The sequence below is a fragment of the Streptomyces sp. NPDC059247 genome (assembly GCF_042754005.1).
Lineage (GTDB): Bacteria > Actinomycetota > Actinomycetes > Streptomycetales > Streptomycetaceae > Streptomyces.
Genome location: NZ_JBHYZW010000005.1, coordinates 37714 through 55783, shown reverse-complemented (window position 1 = coordinate 55783; position 18070 = coordinate 37714). Strand labels below are relative to the sequence as shown.

The 18070-nt window shown below is 74.6% G+C and carries 11 protein-coding genes; 7 read left to right on the top strand and 4 right to left on the bottom strand.

Annotated features, from left to right (window positions below):
• Positions 1-103: 103 nt before the first annotated feature.
• The 4 genes from ACFXGN_RS12215 to ACFXGN_RS12200 all read left to right on the top strand — a co-directional run bounded on the left by ACFXGN_RS12215 (position 104) and on the right by ACFXGN_RS12200 (position 8099).
• Complete coding sequence (locus ACFXGN_RS12215) at positions 104-3868, top strand: S8 family serine peptidase (RefSeq protein WP_384856986.1); 3765 nt, start codon at positions 104-106, stop codon at positions 3866-3868.
• Positions 3869-3991: 123 nt separating this feature from the next.
• Complete coding sequence (locus tag ACFXGN_RS12210) at positions 3992-5854, top strand: protein phosphatase 2C domain-containing protein (RefSeq protein WP_384856983.1); 1863 nt, start codon at positions 3992-3994, stop codon at positions 5852-5854.
• Between the two features lie 27 nt (positions 5855-5881).
• Positions 5882-7624 carry a pyruvate dehydrogenase gene (locus ACFXGN_RS12205; RefSeq protein WP_384856980.1) on the top strand — a complete coding sequence of 581 codons (1743 nt, stop codon included), beginning with the start codon at positions 5882-5884 and terminating at the stop codon, positions 7622-7624.
• A gap of 70 nt (positions 7625-7694) precedes the next feature.
• Entirely contained in the window at positions 7695-8099 is a 405-nt protein-coding gene (locus ACFXGN_RS12200; RefSeq protein WP_384857720.1) for an ATP-binding protein, read from the top strand.
• A 39-nt stretch (positions 8100-8138) separates the two neighbouring features.
• Here the strand turns inward: ACFXGN_RS12200 and ACFXGN_RS12195 are convergent, their stop codons facing one another.
• Entirely contained in the window at positions 8139-9245 is a 1107-nt protein-coding gene (locus tag ACFXGN_RS12195; RefSeq protein ID WP_384856977.1) for a DUF2637 domain-containing protein, read from the bottom strand.
• 205 nt (positions 9246-9450) lie between these two features.
• The gene (locus ACFXGN_RS12190) at positions 9451-10317 is read right to left on the bottom strand and encodes a (2Fe-2S)-binding protein (protein ID WP_384856974.1); all 867 of its coding nucleotides are present in this window, start codon (positions 10315-10317) and stop codon (positions 9451-9453) included.
• Between the two features lie 810 nt (positions 10318-11127).
• On the opposite strand from ACFXGN_RS12190, the gene ACFXGN_RS12185 reads away from it, so the two are divergent.
• The gene (locus ACFXGN_RS12185; RefSeq protein WP_384856971.1) at positions 11128-11937 is read left to right on the top strand and encodes a GntR family transcriptional regulator; all 810 of its coding nucleotides are present in this window, start codon (positions 11128-11130) and stop codon (positions 11935-11937) included.
• A 66-nt stretch (positions 11938-12003) separates the two neighbouring features.
• Positions 12004-13722, top strand: coding sequence for a hypothetical protein (locus ACFXGN_RS12180; RefSeq protein WP_384856968.1), 1719 nt, complete (start codon positions 12004-12006; stop codon positions 13720-13722).
• 33 nt (positions 13723-13755) lie between these two features.
• Here ACFXGN_RS12180 and ACFXGN_RS12175 read toward each other — a convergent pair whose 3' ends face one another.
• Both ACFXGN_RS12175 and ACFXGN_RS12170 read right to left on the bottom strand, forming a co-directional pair.
• The gene (locus ACFXGN_RS12175) at positions 13756-14547 is read right to left on the bottom strand and encodes a hypothetical protein (RefSeq protein ID WP_384856966.1); all 792 of its coding nucleotides are present in this window, start codon (positions 14545-14547) and stop codon (positions 13756-13758) included.
• Positions 14548-15174: 627 nt separating this feature from the next.
• Positions 15175-16872 carry a PucR family transcriptional regulator gene (locus ACFXGN_RS12170; protein WP_384856964.1) on the bottom strand — a complete coding sequence of 566 codons (1698 nt, stop codon included), beginning with the start codon at positions 16870-16872 and terminating at the stop codon, positions 15175-15177.
• Positions 16873-17179: 307 nt separating this feature from the next.
• On the opposite strand from ACFXGN_RS12170, the gene ACFXGN_RS12165 reads away from it, so the two are divergent.
• Positions 17180-18070: an FAD binding domain-containing protein gene (locus ACFXGN_RS12165; protein ID WP_384856961.1), complete on the top strand. Its 891-nt coding sequence runs from the start codon at positions 17180-17182 to the stop codon at positions 18068-18070.

Genomic DNA, 18070 nt, shown 5'->3' with positions numbered 1-18070 from the left:
CTGTACCGCCCTCACCTCTGCCAATGTGGCGCCACCGCAGCACCAACAGCTTCCGGAGCCGGGCGACTTGTGCCTTTCCTCCGGAATCAGATGGGGGAGAGCGATGCGTCCGATCTCGCGTACGGCCCTGGGGGCGGCGACCGCCGTAGCCCTGGCCGTCACCGCGGTCGCGCCGTCCATGGCGAACGAGCCTGGGGACGGCGCGGCGGAGAAGCGACCACTGGTCGGCGGCGAGGCCGCGACCCGGGCGGGGGACCGCGCCGCCACGGTGACCCTGGTCACCGGCGACCGCGTCCTGGTCACCCACGGCGCCGACGGAGCCCCGGCCGCCACGGCCCTGCCCCGCGAGGACGGCACCGTCCCCCTCGTCCAGACCCGCCGCTCCGGCCAGGACCTGTACGTCTACCCCGAGACCGCCACCGCCGCGCTCGCCGCCGGACGCGTCGACGAGGAACTCTTCAACGTCACCGGACTCGTCCGCCAGGGCTACGACGACACCGCCACCGCCACCCTGCCCCTGATCGCGGTCTACGGCTCCGACCTCGGCCGCTCCGTCCCCGCCGCCCCGCGCGGCGCCCGGCGCGGCCAGGTCCTCAGGACCGTCGACGCCGTCGCGATGAAGGCGGAGAAGAAGCGGGCCGCCACCTTCTGGGCCGAGGTGGAGGCCCCCCGGGCCCGTACCGCCACCACCGGGATCAAGAAGCTCTGGCTCGACCGCAAGGTCCGGGCCACCCTGGAGCGCTCCACCCGGCAGGTCCACGCCCCCGAAGCCTGGGCCGCCGGATACGACGGCACCGGCACCCAGGTCGCCGTGCTCGACACCGGCGCCGACGCCGAACACCCCGACCTCAAGGGCCGGATCACCGCCTCCGAGAACTTCACCGACTCGGAGACCACCGGCGACCACCAGGGCCACGGCACCCACACCCTCTCCACCGTCGGCGGCTCCGGCGCCGCGAGCGAGGGCCGGAAGAAGGGCGTCGCGCCCGGCGCCGCCCTCCTGAACGGCAAGGTCCTCGACGACTCCGGCTCCGGCGCCGCCTCCTGGATCATCGCGGGCATGGAATGGGCCGTGGCCCAGGGCGCCGACGTCGTCTCGATGAGCCTCGGCAGCCCCGAACCCACCGACTGCACCGACCCGATGAGCCTCGCCGCCGAAGAACTCGCCCGTGACGAGGGCACGTTGTTCGTCGTCGCGGCGGGCAACTCGGGTCCCGCCCTCAACACGGTCTCCTCGCCCGGCTGCGCCCCTAGCGTGCTCACCGTCGGCGCCACCGACCGCGACGACTCCACCGCGTACTTCTCCAGTCGCGGCCCGACGATCGGGAACCACACCCTCAAGCCCGAGATCGCGGCGCCCGGCGTCGGCATCTCCGCCGCCGCCGCGGGCGGCCGGGGCGTGTACGCCTACCGGTCCATGTCCGGTACGTCGATGGCCGCTCCGCACGTCGCGGGCGCCGCCGCGATCGTCAAGCAGCGACACCCCGACTGGACCGCCCGGCAGATCAAGGCCGCGCTCGTCGCCTCCGCCGACAGCTCCGTGCCCGGCGACGTCCGCGAGGTGGGCGGCGGTCGCCTCGACGTCAGGGCGGCGATCGGTCAGACCGTCCTCGGCGCCCCCGCCGTCCAGGCCGGCACCTTCTCCTGGCCGCAGGACCGTAGCGACCGCACCACCGTCTCCGTCCCCTACACCAACACCTCCGGCACCCCGGTCACCCTGAACCTGACCGTCGCCGCCGTCACCGGCAACGACGGCTCCCGCATACGGAGTTCGGTCGCCCGACTCGCCGAGCGGACCGTCACCGTCCCCGCCGGAGCCACCGTCCGGGTCCCCCTGGAGATCGACCCGACCGCCCGCCTCGACCGCGCCCAGTACGGTGACGTCACCGGCCGCGTCCTGGCCACCGGAGCCCGGGGCGTCCGTGTCTCCACCCCCTTCTCGCTCCACGTCGAGCCGGAGACCGTCACCCTCCGCGTCAAGCTGATCGACCGGCGGGGCGGGCCCGCCACCGGCGCCTCCTCGCTCGACGTCATCGGCACCGACACCGCGAGCGGCGAACGCCGCTTCAACGAAGGCGCCACCGAACAGGTCTACCGCCTGCGCCCCGGCGCCTACTTCCTCTCCTCCTTCGTCACCACCGCCGACCCGGGCGCGACCGCCACCCTCACCGACTCCCTCAGCTACCTCGGCCGCCCGCAGCTGGAACTGAAGAAGGACACCACGGTCGTCCTCGACGCCCGCAAGGCCCACGAACTGTCCGTGCGGACCGACCGGCCCTCCGAACTCCGGGGCGCCACCCTCGCGTTCGCCCGGTCCTGGGACGGCGCCTGGCTGCACGCCGGAACCGCCGCGGGCCCCCGCACCATCCGCTCCTACTACGCCTCCGTCGAAGGGACCGCCACCGACGGCGACTTCGAGTTCGGCAGCTACTGGCGCACCACCGCCCCCCAGATCACCTCGCTGCGCACCACCGGCGGTCTGACCCTGCACCCGCTCACCGGGTCCACCGGCTCCGACAACCTCGACGGCACCGGCTCCGCCCGGCTCGTCGACGCCGGAACGGGCACCCCCGGGGAACTGGCCGCCGCCGGGGTCCGGGGCCGCATCGCCCTCGTCCGGCTGCCCGACGGCTCCACCTCCGCCGCCGAGGTCGCCCGCGCCGCCCGGGACGCGGGTGCCGTCGCCGTCCTCGTCCACCACACCACGCCCGAACGCTGGTACCCGGGAGGCTCGTTCACCACCCTCGGCCTGCCCGTCCTCTCCGTCCCGTCCGGCGAGGCGACCGCACTCCTGCGCGGGCTCACGACCGGCCCGGTCACGCTCACCTGGCGGGCCACCGCGAAGAGCCCGTACGCGTACAACCTGGCCTTCCCCGAGGACGGCGCGATCCGCTCCGAGAAGACCTACCGGGTCCGCGACCACCGCCTCGGCCGTACGGACTCCCGCTACGGCTCCGCGGGCGCCGCCGCCGACTTCACGCACTTCCCCGCCGCCCACCGGCCCGACGGCACCACCGTCTCCTTCGGCTCCCTGGAGACGGTCGCCGCCCCCGGCACCCGTACCGACTACTACTCGACCGGAGACACCGCCTGGTCCGAGATGATCGGCAGCAGCTTCCCCTTCGGCGAGCTGATGAGCGGCGCCCGGCACGTCTACCGGCCCGGCGAGCGGCGCACCGAACGCTGGTACGACGGCGTCCTCGCCCCGACCGCCCCGCGCGACACCACGGGCGAGGAGGTCCTCGTCGCCGAACGGCAGGGCAACCTGATCGGTTTCTCCGCCGCCCTCTGGGGCGACGGCACCCACCACGCCGAACCGGGCTCCTTCGGCGACATCGGCAACCTGCGGCTCAGCCGCGACGGGAAGACCGTCGGTGAGACCGGCTGGCCGTCCGGCGCCTTCGAAGTCCCCGCCGGAGCGGGCGCGTACACGCTCGAACTGAACAGCATGAAGCTCGGCAGCAAGGTGTGGAACCGCTCCACATCCGTCAACTCGGCGTGGAAATTCACCTCCAAGCTCGACGAGAGCGTCTACTCTCAGGGCATACCGATTCTCTTCCCCCGGTACGACCTTCCGGAGGACGGTCTCAAGACCCTCGCCGCGACCGACGGCCAGCACATCGGCCTGACCGTGACGGGTCACGCGGGCTACACCCCCGCGGCGCTCACCTCGGCCACGCTCTCGTACTCCTACGACGGAGGCGGGACCTGGACCGAAGCGCGGGTCTCCCGGCAGGGCGGGCGCTGGACCGCGACCGTGAACCACGCGGGCGCGTCCGGGAAGCCGGTCACCCTGAAGACCGAACTGACGGACGCCCACGGCAACTCCGTCACCCAGACCGTGGTCCGCGCCTACGACGTGCGCTGATCACGCCGGTCCGCCGGGCGTCCTTCCCGTGGGGGGTGGGGTCGCCCGGCGGATCACCCATTCGGGGCAACGGTTTTTCCGGTGTCCCGTTCCCGGGCGCCGCGAGCGGTGGACAATAAGGGCATGACTCAGCAGGGGGACAGCTGGTGGGACAAGCTCTACGACGAGTCGGCGCCGGCCACGGCCCCGACGGTCCCGGGTGACACGCTCGACGACCACTTCGCCACGGCACTCCGCGCCGCCCCGACCACCCCACGGGCCCCGGCGGCCCCACCCACGGCCCTTCCGGGCCAGATCCAGGCCCGGAGCACGGACCCCGACCGGAGCACGGCCCCGGATACGGACCGGGAGACGGCTCCCGGCCGGAGCACGGCCCTGGACGCGGACCGGGAGACGGCTCCCGGCCGGAGCATGGCCCCGGATACGGACCGGGAGACGGCTCCCGACCGGAGCACGGCCCCGGAGACCGCTCAAGAGCCCGCCCCCGGCCCGAGCACGGCTTCCGACCGGGACCCGGCTGCGGACACGGACCCGAGCACGGCTCCCGACCGGAGCACGGACCCGGTCGCGGCCCACAGCCCGGCGCCCGGCCCGGCGTCCCTTCAGGACACCGCCGCCCCGGACCCCGGGGCCGCGCCCCTCGCCGTACCGCACCGCACCCCGCCGGAACCCGCCGCGCCCCCCGCCCCGAGGGACCCGCGCGCCGCGCCCCCCGCGCCACCGCCCCTCCGGGAGGCGCCCGCGCCGCCACCCGCGCCCGCGCCGCCACCCGCCCCGGCGCCGCCCCTCCCCGCCGCGCCCGCGCCCTGGGAGGCGCCCGGGAGCGGGCCCAGGACGTTCCCCGGACCTCCGCCACCCCCGCCCGTCGAGGCGCCCACCGTTCAGATCCACCTCCCGGACCCCGACGAGGAGCCGCCCGGCGCCGACCCCGACCTCACCGTCCAGGTGACGGTGCCCCGGCCCCGTACCGGATTCGTCGGCGGCAGACCTCCCACCTACGAGGCCGAGCCGACCGCACTGCCCGTCGCGCGCCCCGGGGAACTGGGCGAACTCGTCGCCGACACCGTCCTCGACGGCGCCCGCTACGGCACCAGCACCCTGCGGGCGGCCTCCGTGCGCGGGGACTCCGCGCGCTACCGTGGCGAACCCCGCCGCGACGCCCTGCTCACCGCCCGTTTCGGCTACGACGAGACCGCGCTCGTCCTCGTCGCGGTCGCCGCGGGCTCCCGCGCCGCCGAGGACGCCCACCTCGCCGCGGCGGACGCCTGCCGGTGGATCGCCGAAGCCGTCTGCCGCAGCCACGCCCGGCTCTCCGAGGACATCAGGTCGGGCCGCCGGGGCGAGCTGAAGTCGGGACTGCACCGGCTCACCGACCGGACCTACGGCAAGCTCAGGAGCCGGGCGGCCGAGCGCGGTCTCGCCCCCGACGAGTACACCGCGACCCTCCGCTGCCTGCTCGTCCCCGCCGACCCCACCTGCCGCACCCGGGTCTTCTTCGGCATCGGCGGCGGCGGTCTGTTCCGGCTCAGGGACGGCGTCTGGCACGACATCGAGCCCCTCGCACCGGAACCGGAGGCCGTCACCGGCGCCCCCGTCGTCGGCTTCGGCTCGCCCCCGCCCCGCGCCGCGGAGACCCCCGCGGAGCCCGCCACGGGGGCCGCCCCCGAGACCGACGAGGAGGGCGACCGCTTCACCATGGACCTCGGCATCACCACCGCCCCCGGGCCGCTCGTCGAGGACCCCGTACCGCCGCCCGCCGAGCCGTTCCGCTTCCGCGCCTCCGTCGCCCGGCCCGGTGACATCCTGCTCCTGGCCTCGTCCGGCCTCGCCGAGCCGATCCGGGGCGAACCCGCCCTGGCCAGGGAGCTGGCGGACCGCTGGGCCGACCCCGAGCCGCCGGGACTGGCCGCCTTCCTCGCCGACATCCAGCTGAGGGTGACCGGTTACGCCGACGACCGCACGGGGGCGGGCGTCTGGGAGGCGTGACGGGCCGGGCCGTGTGTTGATGGATCCATGGCCAGACAGAACGTGGCGGAACAGTTCGTCGACATCCTCGTGCGCGCGGGCGTACGGCGCCTGTACGGCGTGGTCGGTGACAGCCTCAACCCGGTCGTCGACGCGATCCGCCGGACCCGGGACATCGACTGGATCCAGGTGCGCCACGAGGAGGTCGCCGCCTTCGCCGCGGGCGCCGAGGCCCAGATCACCGGCGGCCTCGCCGCCTGCGCGGGCTCCTGCGGCCCGGGGAACCTGCACCTCATCAACGGGCTGTACGACGCCCACCGCTCCATGGCCCCGGTGCTGGCCCTCGCCTCGCAGATCCCGTCCGGCGAGATCGGCCTCGGCTACTTCCAGGAGACCCACCCCGACCAGCTGTTCCGCGAGTGCAGCCACTACAGCGAACTCATCTCCAACCCCGAGCAGATGCCCCGGCTGCTTCACACCGCGATCCAGCACGCCGTCGGACAGGGCGGCGTCAGCGTGGTGTCGCTCCCCGGCGACATCGCCTCCCGGCCCGCCCCGGAACGGACGCCGGGGACCGCGCTCGTCACCTCCCGGCCCACCGTGCGCCCCGGGGACGCCGAGATCGACGCCCTGGTGGCGATGATCGACGAGGCCGACCGGGTGACGCTCTTCTGCGGCAGCGGCACGGCCGGGGCGCACGCCGAGGTCATGCGGTTCGCCGAACGGATCAAGTCCCCGGTCGGCCACGCCCTGCGCGGCAAGGAATGGATCCAGTACGACAATCCCTACGACGTGGGGATGAGCGGTCTCCTCGGGTACGGCGCCGCCTACGAGGCCACCCATGAGTGCGATCTGCTGATCCTGCTCGGCACCGACTTCCCGTACAACGCCTTCCTGCCCGACGACGTGAAGATCGTGCAGGTGGACGTGCGGCCCGAGCGCCTCGGCCGCCGCTCCCGGCTCGACCTCGCCGTCTGGGGGGACGTCCGCGAGACCCTCCGCTGTACGACCCCCCGCGTCCGGGCCAAGAACGACCGGCGTTTCCTCGACAAGATGCTCAAGAAGCACGCCGACGCGCTCGAAGGGGTCGTCAGGGCGTACACCCGCAAGGTCGAGAAGCACCTCCCGATCCACCCCGAGTACGTGGCCTCGGTGATCGACGAACTCGCCGACGACGACGCCGTGTTCACCGTGGACACCGGGATGTGTAACGTCTGGGCGGCCCGCTACCTCAGCCCCAACGGACGGCGCAGGATCATCGGTTCGTTCAGCCACGGCTCGATGGCCAACGCGATGCCGCAGGCCATCGGCGCGCAGTTCACCGACCGGAACCGGCAGGTCGTGTCGCTCTCCGGCGACGGCGGGTTCTCCATGCTGATGGGCGACTTCCTCACCCTCGTGCAGTACGACCTGCCGGTGAAGGTGATCGTGTTCAACAACTCCTCGCTCGGCATGGTGGAGCTGGAGATGCTGGTGGCCGGACTCCCCTCGTACGGAACGACCAACAAGAACCCGGACTTCGCCGCCGTCGCACGGGCCGCCGGGGCCCACGGCGTCCGTGTCGAGAAGCCGAAACAGCTGGCCGGAGCCCTCAAGGACGCCTTCCGGCACAAGGGCCCGGCGCTGGTCGACGTCGTCACCGACCCCAACGCGCTCTCCATCCCGCCCAAGATCAGCGCCGACATGGTGACGGGCTTCGCCCTCTCCGCCAGCAAGATCGTCCTGGACGGGGGAGTGGGCCGGATGCTCCAGATGGCCCGGTCCAACCTGCGCAACGTACCCCGGCCCTGAGGGAATGCGGACGGTTCGTCGGGGCATTCATCCCGGTGAGCCTGTTCGACACGATCTGTGGGTGGGGGTTATGGCCGGGGAGGCACGACAGCCGACTCAACTGCTCAGAAAGGTGGGAGGAACGGATCTCACCGCGGTGCCGGAGGTACGACATGCCCTGCGCGAACTGCTGCGGAAATGGGGCGGTCCGGGCGCCTCCGACGTCGCGGAACTGCTGACCAGCGAACTGGTGACCAACGCCCTGATCCACACCGGGCGGGGTGCCGTCGTGACCGCGACGGTCGTCCCCGAGCAGCTCAGGGTCGAGGTGCGCGACTTCGTCCCCGGACTCGCCCCACCGCTCGCACCGCCCGCCGACGACGGTACGCACGGCAGGGGGCTGGTCCTCGTGGACGCCCTGGCCGACTCCTGGGGAGTCGAGGAGCGGACGGTGGGGAAGGTGGTCTGGTTCGAACTGAACGGCGGGGCCGCCTGAAGGGGCGGCCCCGCCGTTCCGGCGCGGACGGTCCGGCGCTCAGCCGAACTGCTGCTCCAGATCCTTGAGCTTGCGCTCCAGGGAATCGAGACGGGGCAGCGCCTGTGTGTCGTCCTCCGCCGTGAGGTCCACCGTCCGGGAGTCAGCTCCCCCGACGGCTTGGAGGGAGGGCCGGGGGCGAAGAGGCAGCTGTCCGTCCGCTATGGCCGGTTCCGCGACGGCGGCCTGGACGGCCGTCGCGGAACCGGAGCCGGAACCCGTACCGCTGCCGCCGCCCGAGCCGGGGCCAGGGGCCCCCGCCGGGGCGGCCAGCGCCGCCACCTCGACCTGACGGCCGCCGCCCCTGCCGAGCCCGAAGGCACGGTGCTGGCGGTTGATCGCCTTGAGCCGTGCCCGGTCGAGCTTGACCTGGTCGCGCCGCCGGAGCCGGTTCTGCTCCTTCTCCCGCCGGTCCTCGCGCACCTCGTCCACGGCCTCGTCCAGGGTCCGCACCCCTTCGAGGAGCATGAGCGACCAGGCGGCGAAGGTCTCCCTCGGCGCCCGCAGCCACCGCACGATCCGGATCTGCGGCAGCGGGCGGGGCACCAGGCCCTGCTCGCGCAGCGCCGCCCTGCGGGTCTGCTTCAGGGCCCGGTCGAAGAGGACCGCCGCCGAGAGGGACATGCCCGCGAAGAACTGCGGTGCCCCGTCGTGGCCCAGACCGCGCGGTGCGTGCACCCAGTTGAACCAGGCCGCCGCGCCCGCGAAGAGCCAGACGAGCAGGCGCGAACCGAGGGCCGCGTCGCCGTGACTGGCCTCGCGGACCGCGAGCACCGAGCAGAACATGGCCGCGCCGTCGAGGCCGAACGGGACGAGGTACTCCCAGCCCCCGGAGAGGTTGAGGTTCTGCCGGCCGAAACCGACGAGTCCGTGGAAGGAGAGTGCCGCGGCGACCGCGGCGCAGCAGAAGAGGAGGACGTAGGCGGCGGTGCCGTACACCGCCTCCTTGCGTCTGCGGCGCTCCTCGTTGCGTTCCCAGGAGTCGTCGGCCGAGCTTTGGTCACCGGCGCGCTTCCCGCGCGCGAGGACCGCCACCGCCGTCAGGACCCCGGCCACCATCACGCCGCCCGGAAGCAGCCAGTCCAGCGATATGTCGGTCAGTCTCATGCGGTGTCCCTTGCATCGCAGTGGGGCGTCTTGGCGGCCCATACTGGCCGACCCCGTGCGGCGCTCAGGCGTTTTCCGGGCAAGAGAACGCCATCGGGGGCGCAGGACATACGAATAGGTGTGATCTGATCGAACGCCCGCTCAAGGGGACGGGGTTGAGTTCGATTTACGTCACCCTCCCGGGTGGCGTAATCGTCCGGGAGGCTCAGCCCGTCGCGGCCAGTCGGCGGACCCGCTCGGCATCACAGGTGCGCGGGCAGGTGAGGCAGGTGTCCTCGGGGCGCAGGGTGTAGAAGAAACAGCAGGCCGCCCGGGAGCGCGTGGCGCGCGGCAGCCCGTCGGGCCCCTCGGAACCCGGCAGTTCGCGGAAGCCCGCCGAGCCCGCGTACGGCTTGTACGGCTTCGCGGTGCCCGGCATCAGCAGGTCCAGCTCGGCCATCGCCCGTCGCTCCTCCCCGAGGAGGGTGCCGATGTACCAGAGGCCTTCGACGATCTCGTCCGTCGCCATGCCCCACTGGGCCCGGCGGCCCCGCCGCAGCCGGGGGCCGAAGCCGTCGAGGACCGCTTCGAAGTGTTCGGCGAGGGAGGCGCGGACCTCGGCCCGCAGCGCGTCCTCGTCGGCGACGACCCGTGCGCCGGGCAGTGCCGCCGCGGGGTCGCCCGGCAGACAGGCGAACTCCTCGATCCGTACGGCCAGATGGCCGAGGGCGCGCTGGAAGGACACGTTGCGGGCGGGCAGCCGGGGGACCCTGCGGTCCAGGAACCAGGGCACCGTCACGAGCAGGCAGGCGGGCCACGCGTACCGGTGCAGTCCGAAGCTCGCCACGACGTCGGGGCGGGCGCGGGTGCCGTAGTCGCGCAGCACCTGCGCGTCGTCCCAGGCGAGGAAGGCGTCGAGGGCGGGGCCTCCGGCCGCGAGTTCGTCCGCGCCGACCCAGCCGGCTCCGCGCGGCAGCCGTTCGCCGGGGTCCGTTTCCGTCGTCCGCAGGCCGGGGAAGACCTCGGCGAGGCGGGCATAGGCGGCCGCGACGGGCGAGACCGGGAGGGCGGGCAACAGGGCGGGGACGGTCATGGGCGGACCACCGAATCGCGAGCGTTGACAGGTAAGCCTTACCTTACCCGATCCTGGGTGCCGTCTCACTACCGCCGTACCTCTCCCACCAGCGGCGCAGCCCGCGCACCCCCGACGGTGGTCCGTTCGCCTATGGTGCACAGAGGACCCGGGCGACGCGAGCCGGGACCGGCACGAGGCCGCAGGAGGACCCGGGTGGAGCAGGGCGCAGCGCGCGAGCGGGCGACGGAACGAACGTCTCCGTCCTTCGGCGACCCCGCGCGCGTACCGGAACAGGCCCGGGGCGCGGCCACCCGGCAGCCGACCGGGACCGCCTCCGGGAGGACGGCGGAACGGGCCCGCGAGGAGACGCGGCACCACAGGGCGCCCGGCACCGGCCCGACGGCCCCGGCGCCCGGTTCTGTTCCCAGGCCCGCGCCCGTCGCCGCCACGGTTCCCGATCCTGTTCCCGGGCCCGGCGCGGCGCCCGCCGTCCCCGTTCCCGGGCTCGGTGCCGCGCCCGCCGCGCCCGTCGTCCCCGCGTCGCGCGCCGCCGACCCGGGCCCCGCTTCCGGGCCCACCGGCACCACGGCGCGGGACATCGCGTCCACCGCGCCTGGTTCCGTCCCCGATTCCGCGCCTGGTTCCGTCCCCGGCCCCGCGTCCGGCGGCGCGACGGCTCCCGGCTCCGGCTCCGCCGTTCCCGCAGCCGCGCCCACCGTTCCCACCGTTCCCGGCGTTCCTTCCTCCGCCCCCCTTCCCTCTTCCGGGCCTGTTCTTGGTCCCGCGTCCGGCGGTGCGGCGGTTCCGGGTTCCGGCTCCGTCGTTCCCGTGCCCGCTCCCACTCCGCCCCCCGGCTCCGTGTCCGGCTCCGCCTCCGCTTCCGCCGAGGCGGTGCGGGGTGAGCACACCCGCTGCGGGCCTTCGGCCGTCCCCGGGCCCTCTTCACGCGCGCGCGTGAAGGGGGACGTGTTCCCGGACGAGGACACCGTCCTGGACCCGCCCCCCGGCCCCGCGCGCGTCGTGCGGCACTCCGTGCGCGTGCAGATCCTCGACGCGCTGCGGACCGCGCTCGTCGACGGTGAGCTCGTGCCCGGCGAGGTGTACTCCGCCCCCGCCCTCGGCGAGCGCTTCGGCGTCTCCGCCACCCCCGTCCGGGAGGCCATGCAGCGCCTCGCCGTCGAGGGCGCCGTCGAGGTGGTGCCGAACCGGGGCTTCCGGGTCACCGAGCGCACCCCCCGCGAACTCGCCGAACTGGCCGAGATCCGGGCGCTCATCGAGGTCCCCGTCATGCTGCGGCTGGCCCGCACGGTCCCCGCCGCCCGCTGGGCCGAGCTGCGCCCGCTGGCCGAGGCCACCTCGACGGCCGCCGCCCGGGGAGACCGCGCCCACTACGCCGAGGCCGACCGCGCCTTCCACCGGGCCGTCCTCTCCCTCGCGGGGAACCAGCAGCTGCTCGCCGTCGCCGACGACCTCCACCGCCGCTCCCAGTGGCCCCTGATCAGCGCCCCCGCCCTCCGGCACGGGACGCTCGTCGCGGACGCCGCCGAGCACACCGCCCTCCTCGACGCCCTGATCGCCCAGGACCTGACCGTCGTGCGGGCCCTGGTCCTGGAGCACTTCACCGGATCGGAGTGCTGAGCGCGCCGGGCGACTAAGGTCGAGAACGTCAGCCGCCCGCCGCCGCGTCACCCGTGAGGTTGCCCCATGCCGTCCGCGACCCCGTCCCCGGCATGGGACGGACGCCGCTCCGTCATAGGTACGGGGGCCGAGGCCACGGCCCTGCTCGGCTGGCTCACCGACCCCGAGTCGCCCCGGCTCTGCCTCGTCACCGGGGCGCCCGGCACCGGGAAGACGGCGCTGCTCGACTGGCTGGCCCGGTACGGTCCGCGCGCCGGACGGCCGCGTCGGCGCGCGGCCCGTGCCCTCGTCCCGCTCGCGGGGCAGAGCGCGCTCGGGGCGACCTGGACGATCGCGGACCGGCTCGGCGTGGTCGCCAGATCGCCGGGCGACCTCGTCCACGCCCTGGCGACCGGCGAGGCGCGCCGGACCGTCCTCCTCCTGACCGATCTGCACGCCGCCGCCGAGCCGGAGGCGCTCGTCCGGCTGATCGCCGAGCTGGCGGGGGTGGGCCGGGTCCGGCTGGTGGTCGAGGCGCGCGGCGGGACCACGACCGCCGCCGCCCTGGGCGCCGGACACCGGGTCGCCGTCGTGGAACTCGACGAACTCGACGGCGACGCCGACCGTCCGGGAGGACCGGGCCAGGACCGGCCCGAGGAGCCCGTACGGGAGCGGACCGGGCTCCTCGGCGGGCCGGTGCCCGACCTCGCCGACCCGGTGGCCGTGTGCCTTGCCGATCCGCTGCTCGTCACCACGGCGTACGTCACCGGGTCCGCCGCCGCCGGGCTGCCGGGCACCCTCGACGGTCCCGAACCGCCCGCGCGACCGGGCGAGGACGCGGCCGAGGACCACGGCGGGCTGCGGGCGGCCTGGATGCGGGCCGGTCAGTCGCTCTGCCGGGAACAGCCCCCGGCGGAGCGGGCGTTGGTGCTGCTGTCCGCCCTGGGCGACGGCGCGGACCCCCGACTGCGGCCCGCGCTCGCGGAGTTGGCGGCGGGGGCGCCCTGGCGGCTGCGCTGGGCGCGCCACCGGGGTGACCTCACCCCGCCCTGGCCGGGCCCGGTCGCCGTGCTCGGCGCGGCGGGCGGCCCGCTGGAGGGGACCCTGCTCGTCGGCGACCGCACCGGAGCCGTACGGCTGCTGCACGAGGCCGACGCGAGCCCCGCCGGGCGGCTCGCGCACACCGTGCCGGGCCGGATCACGGCGCTCGCGCCCGCGCCGGACGGCACGGTGCTGCTCCTCGACGACCGGGGGAGGCTGCACACCGTACGGGGGGCGGCGCCGCGCGCCCCCTATCTGGAGCGGCTCACGGAGGCGGTCTCGGCGACCCTGGCCCGTCATCCGGGGACGGCTCTCGCGGCCGTCGCGGGCTCGGTGGTGGTGGGGGACAGGCTCGGTTCCGTACACGCCTTCGGGCTGCGGGGGCTGCATCAGGCGGCCTCGCACAGTGGGCGGGTGACGGCGGTGTCTGCGGTGGACTCCGCGTCCCCGTTCGTCTGTTCCGGTGGGACGGACGGGACCGTACGGCTCTGGACCCCGGGCCGCGATCCGCTGCCCGAGCCCCTCGCGGAGCGGCCCTCGCCGGTGGTGTCGCTCCACGCGGCGGAGACCCCGTACGGTCCGGTGGTCGCCGCTGCCTGGGCCGACGGCGTGGTCGAGCTGCACCGTCCCGAGGGCGGTCCCGCGCTCGCCTTCCGTCCGGGGCCGCCGGTCCGCGCGGTCGCCGTCACCGGCGCGGGCTCCCTGCTCGTCGGCACCGACGAGAGCCTGGTGTGCCTGGCCCCGAGGAACCGGACCGTTTCCTGAGGGAGTGTCAAGAAACCCTCAGGAAACGGTGGTTCAGGCCACCGTGCGGGGGATCAGCTGACCGGCGAGCCAGGTCGGCACCCCGCCCAGGAGCCGGAAGAGCCGCCGGGCCTCGGCGCGGAGGCGGCCCGCCTCCGGTTCCGTCTCGGTGTCGGCGAGCGCGGTGAGGGCCGGGGCCGTGCCCACCAGGAAGCCCAGTTCCTCCCGGATGCGGAGCGACTCCGCGAAGCCGTGCCGGGCCTCCGCCAACTCCCCTTCCCGCAGGGCGAGTCCGGCGAGGTGCCGCCAGGTGGAGGAGAGCAGCAGCGAGTCGCCCTGCGCGGTGGCCCCGGCGTGCGCCCTGCGGTACGCGGCACGGGCCGCCTGCGGGGAGTCGCCGAGGTTCTGCGCGATGAGCCCGCGCCGCAGGTCCAGCAGGGGACGGCCCTCGCCGGAGGGGGCGATCAGGGCGGCGGCCCTGCCGAGCGCCATCCGTGCCTCGTCGGCCCGGTCGCGGACCCCGAGGAGCGTGGACGCGTAGGCGAGGTAGCCGCGTTCGCAGGCGGCGGCGCCGCGTTCCTCGTCGGTACGGGCGACCGCCTCGGCCGCCCTCAGTGCCTCCTCTGCGTCGGCCCAGCCCTTTTCGGTGTAGAGGCAGCGCTCGATCAGCAGCGCGGCCCGTTCGAGTGCGGCGGCCGGTTCCGTCGCGTGCGGCGCGAGCAGCGCCGCCGCGTCCGTCCAGCAGCCACGGGAGCGGAGACGCCATATGGCGGTCTCCACGGGAGTCTCCTTGCCATAGGCGAGGGACGGATCTTCTTCGCCACCCCTTGATTCGGAACCAGACATGGCGGTGTCCGCCACATTGCCCTCCCCGAGCGCGCCATTGAGCTGTTGAGTAGACCCGCATCTCAGCACGAAGGGGAGCACCTGGCCAAGGGGTCAGGTGAAAGAATTCACAAGAGTCCGGTGCGCCGGGGAGCCGCCCCCGCGCGGGTACCCGGGAGGGCCTCGGACCGCCTCGGGGCCCGTGATCAGGCCCCGGCGGGGCCCCTCGGCGGTCCGGCCCCGAGCGCCCTCGCGGGCCCGGCCGTCACCCGTCGGAACTCGCCCGAACGGGTGAAGCGCGCGCGGATGTTCCCGGCTCATCCGCAGGCGGCGCCTCCGGCGCGCACGGCCCCGGCACGTCCGCCGGGCGCCCGCTCGTCCGACGCGCCCCTCGGCGCGTCCGCCCGGCCCGCCTCGTTGGCCCGTCCGCCGGACGGGACCCCGAGGCCGTCCGCCGGGCCCACCTCTTCGGCCCACCCGTTCGGCTCGGCTGGGCCCGGCCCGGCCCGGTTCGTCCGCCGTGCCCGGCCCCCGGTCCGGCCCCTGGTCCGGAGAACCGTGCCCGGCCCCCGGTCCGGCCCGTCCGCCGGGCGCGGGCTCCCCGGCTCACCCCGCCCGCCGGGCGGGCCCCCGGCAGGGTCCGGCCCCTCAGCTCATCCGCAGAGCGAGGAAGAAGTCGAGCTTGTCCTCAAGGCGGGAGAGGTCGCGTCCGGTGAGCTGCTCGATCCGGCCGACCCGGTAGCGGAGCGTGTTCACGTGCAGGTGCAGCCGGGTCGCGCAGCGCGTCCAGGAGCCGTCGCAGTCCAGGAACGCCTCCAGGGTGGGGATCAGCTCCGCCCGGTGCCGCCGGTCGTAGTCGCGCAGCGGGTCGAGCAGCCGGGCCGTGAACGCCCGCCGGACGTCGTCCGGCACGAACGGCAGCAGCAGCACGTGCGAGGCCAGCTCGTGGTGCCCGGCGGCGCAGACCCGGCCGGGCCGGGCGGCGGCGACCCGGCGGGCGTGCCGGGCCTCCTCCAGGGCCCCGCGCAGCCCCTCCGCCGAGTGCACGGCGGCGCTGACGCCGAGGGTGAGCCGCCCGTCGTCGGCGAGCCCGGCCGACAGCGGAGCCCGTACGGCCGCCAGGAGGGCGTCGGCGTGCAGACCGAGCGCGGACGCCGTGCCCTCGTCCTCGCTGTCCGGCAGCGGTCCCGCCACGAGCGGGACCAGCGCGATGGCCTCGTCGCCGCTGTGCGCGACGGCGATCCGGTCGGCCGACTCGGCGCCCACGGTCGCCGGGTCCACCAGGATCTCCTCCAGGAGCGCCTGCGCGACCGGACCCGCCTCCACGGCGGGGCCCTGACCGGCCTCCTGCTCCCACTCGACCCGGGCCACGACCACCTGCCAGTGCGGGGCCGTACCGAGGCCGGGCAGCAGCACCGGGGCGGCGACCCGCAGCCGGGCGGCGATCTCGGCGGGCGCCGCGCCCGTCTGCACCAGCTCCAGGACCTCCTGGGCGAGCCGTCTGCGGACCGTACGGGCCGCGTCGCGCCGGTCCCGCTCGACGGCGATCAGCTGCGTCACGCCCTGGAGCAGGTCGAGCCGGGCGGCGGGCCAGTCCCCGGCGTCCGCCTCGACGGCGAGCAGCCAGTCCGACAGGACGGTCTCGCGCACGTCCCGGGAGGCGGGGACGGCGCCCCGGCCGGTGTTGCGGATCGGGAAGAGGGAGTAGGTCGTTCCGCCGGTGGTCAGCCGGTGCGGGCCGCGCCTCCCGGTCCGGGTGGCGGCCAGGTGCTCCCCGGCCAGGGAAGCGGCCAGACCGGCCGGAAGGGGCTCGCCCGCGCCCGCGATCTGGCGGCCGGTGGGGGAGAGGACCCAGGCCCGGAGGTCCAGGTCGGAGCCGAGCAGGTCGAGGACGACCTCCGGGCCGCCGCCCGCAGGGCCCGAGGTCATCAGCCTGCGGTGCCGGTCGACGACGGCGGCCAGGTCCCCGGCCCGCTCGCCGGAGACCTGTCGAACAACATGCTCCGTGATGGTCGCGAAAGCAACGGACTCGTTGACCGCGAACAGCGGCAGCCGGTGGCGCGAACACGCCCGTACGAGGTCCTCGGGTACGTCTCCGAGCTCGGCCTCGCCCGCCGCGAGCGCCGCGACCCCGGCCGAGGCCAGGATGCGGGCGAAGGGCTCCGCGTCGGACGGCTCCCGCAGCCAGGCGAGCCCGGTGAGGACCAGCTCGCCGCCGGAAAGATACCGGCTGGGGTCCTTGAGGTCCGTCGTCATCACGCCGCGGACACTGCGGTCCAGCTCCTCCTCGCCGCCGAGCAGGCGCAGCCCGAGCGCGTCGTTCTCCAGCAGTGCGCGCAGCCGCATCGGGTCGCCGCCGTTCCTTGTCGGTGTGGTGAAGGTGTCGCGTTGTCGACGGTGGCGTGGGGCCACCGTTTCCAGGGGGAAACAGAGAGGTTCCGGTTCCCCGTCTTTCGTTCGAATCTACAAGACGACGACGGGACCCAGCCAACTCCTTCATGTTTTCGGTGACTGCACCCGGGCCATCGTGGCTTGTGTACTAGGCCACACACCGCGTGAACAGCACATGAACGTGACGACGTCGAGGGCCGGCCGTCTCCCCGGAACCCCGCGTGAGACCCCTGATCACCAGAATCACTGGAAGAGAGCCACCATGGACTTCCTTCGTCCCGCCACCTGGGAGGAGGCGCTCGCCGCCAAGGCAGAGCACCCCACGGCCGTGCCCCTCTCCGGAGGCACGGACGTGATGGTCGAGATCAACTTCGACCACCGGCGGCCCGAGTACCTCCTGGACCTGAACCGCATCGAGCCGCTGCGCGAGTGGGAGGTCGGCGAGGAGGACGTCCGCCTCGGCGCTTCCGTTCCGTACACCCAGATCATGGAGAACCTCCGTGCCGAGCTGCCGGGCCTCGCGCTCGCCTCGCACACGGTGGCCTCCCCGCAGATCCGCAACCGGGGCGGCGTCGGGGGCAACCTCGGCACCGCCTCCCCCGCGGGCGACGCGCATCCGGCGCTGCTCGCCGCGGGCGCCGAGGTCGAGGTCGAATCGGTCCGCGGCAGCCGCCTCATCCCGATCGACGCGTTCTACACCGGGGTGAAGCGCAACGCGCTCCAGCCCGACGAACTCATCAAGACCGTCCACATCAAGAAGGCGGACGGCCCCCAGCAGTACTCCAAGGTCGGCACCCGCAACGCGATGGTCATCGCGGTCTGCGCGTTCGGCCTGGCCCTGCACCCGCGGACCCGGACCGTGCGGACCGGCATCGGCTCCGCCGCGCCCACTCCGATCCGCGCCAAGGAGGCCGAGGAATTCCTCAACGCGGCTCTGGAGGAAGGCGGGTTCTGGGACAACGGCAAGATCATCACCCCGTCGGTCGCGAAGCGGTTCGCCGACCTGTGCTCCGGCGCCGCCAACCCGATCGACGATGTCCGGGGCACCGCCAAGTACCGCCGCCACGCCGTCGGCATCATGGCCCGCCGCCAGCTCGGCTGGACCTGGGAGCAGTACCGCGGCAGCGGTCGCACGCTTGAGGGAGCTGCATAA

What these genes read in the sequence shown, in the direction of transcription:
- ACFXGN_RS12195 (WP_384856977.1), bottom strand. Translation starts at nt 9,245, where the DNA reads ATGAGACTGACCGACATATCGCTGGACTGGCTGCTTCCGGGCGGCGTG.
- ACFXGN_RS12205 (WP_384856980.1), top strand. Translation starts at nt 5,882, where the DNA reads ATGGCCAGACAGAACGTGGCGGAACAGTTCGTCGACATCCTCGTGCGC.
- ACFXGN_RS12190 (WP_384856974.1), bottom strand. Translation starts at nt 10,317, where the DNA reads ATGACCGTCCCCGCCCTGTTGCCCGCCCTCCCGGTCTCGCCCGTCGCG.
- ACFXGN_RS12200 (WP_384857720.1), top strand. Translation starts at nt 7,695, where the DNA reads ATGGCCGGGGAGGCACGACAGCCGACTCAACTGCTCAGAAAGGTGGGA.
- ACFXGN_RS12165 (WP_384856961.1), top strand. Translation starts at nt 17,180, where the DNA reads ATGGACTTCCTTCGTCCCGCCACCTGGGAGGAGGCGCTCGCCGCCAAG.
- ACFXGN_RS12175 (WP_384856966.1), bottom strand. Translation starts at nt 14,547, where the DNA reads ATGTCTGGTTCCGAATCAAGGGGTGGCGAAGAAGATCCGTCCCTCGCC.
- ACFXGN_RS12180 (WP_384856968.1), top strand. Translation starts at nt 12,004, where the DNA reads ATGCCGTCCGCGACCCCGTCCCCGGCATGGGACGGACGCCGCTCCGTC.
- ACFXGN_RS12215 (WP_384856986.1), top strand. Translation starts at nt 104, where the DNA reads ATGCGTCCGATCTCGCGTACGGCCCTGGGGGCGGCGACCGCCGTAGCC.
- ACFXGN_RS12170 (WP_384856964.1), bottom strand. Translation starts at nt 16,872, where the DNA reads ATGCGGCTGCGCGCACTGCTGGAGAACGACGCGCTCGGGCTGCGCCTG.
- ACFXGN_RS12210 (WP_384856983.1), top strand. Translation starts at nt 3,992, where the DNA reads ATGACTCAGCAGGGGGACAGCTGGTGGGACAAGCTCTACGACGAGTCG.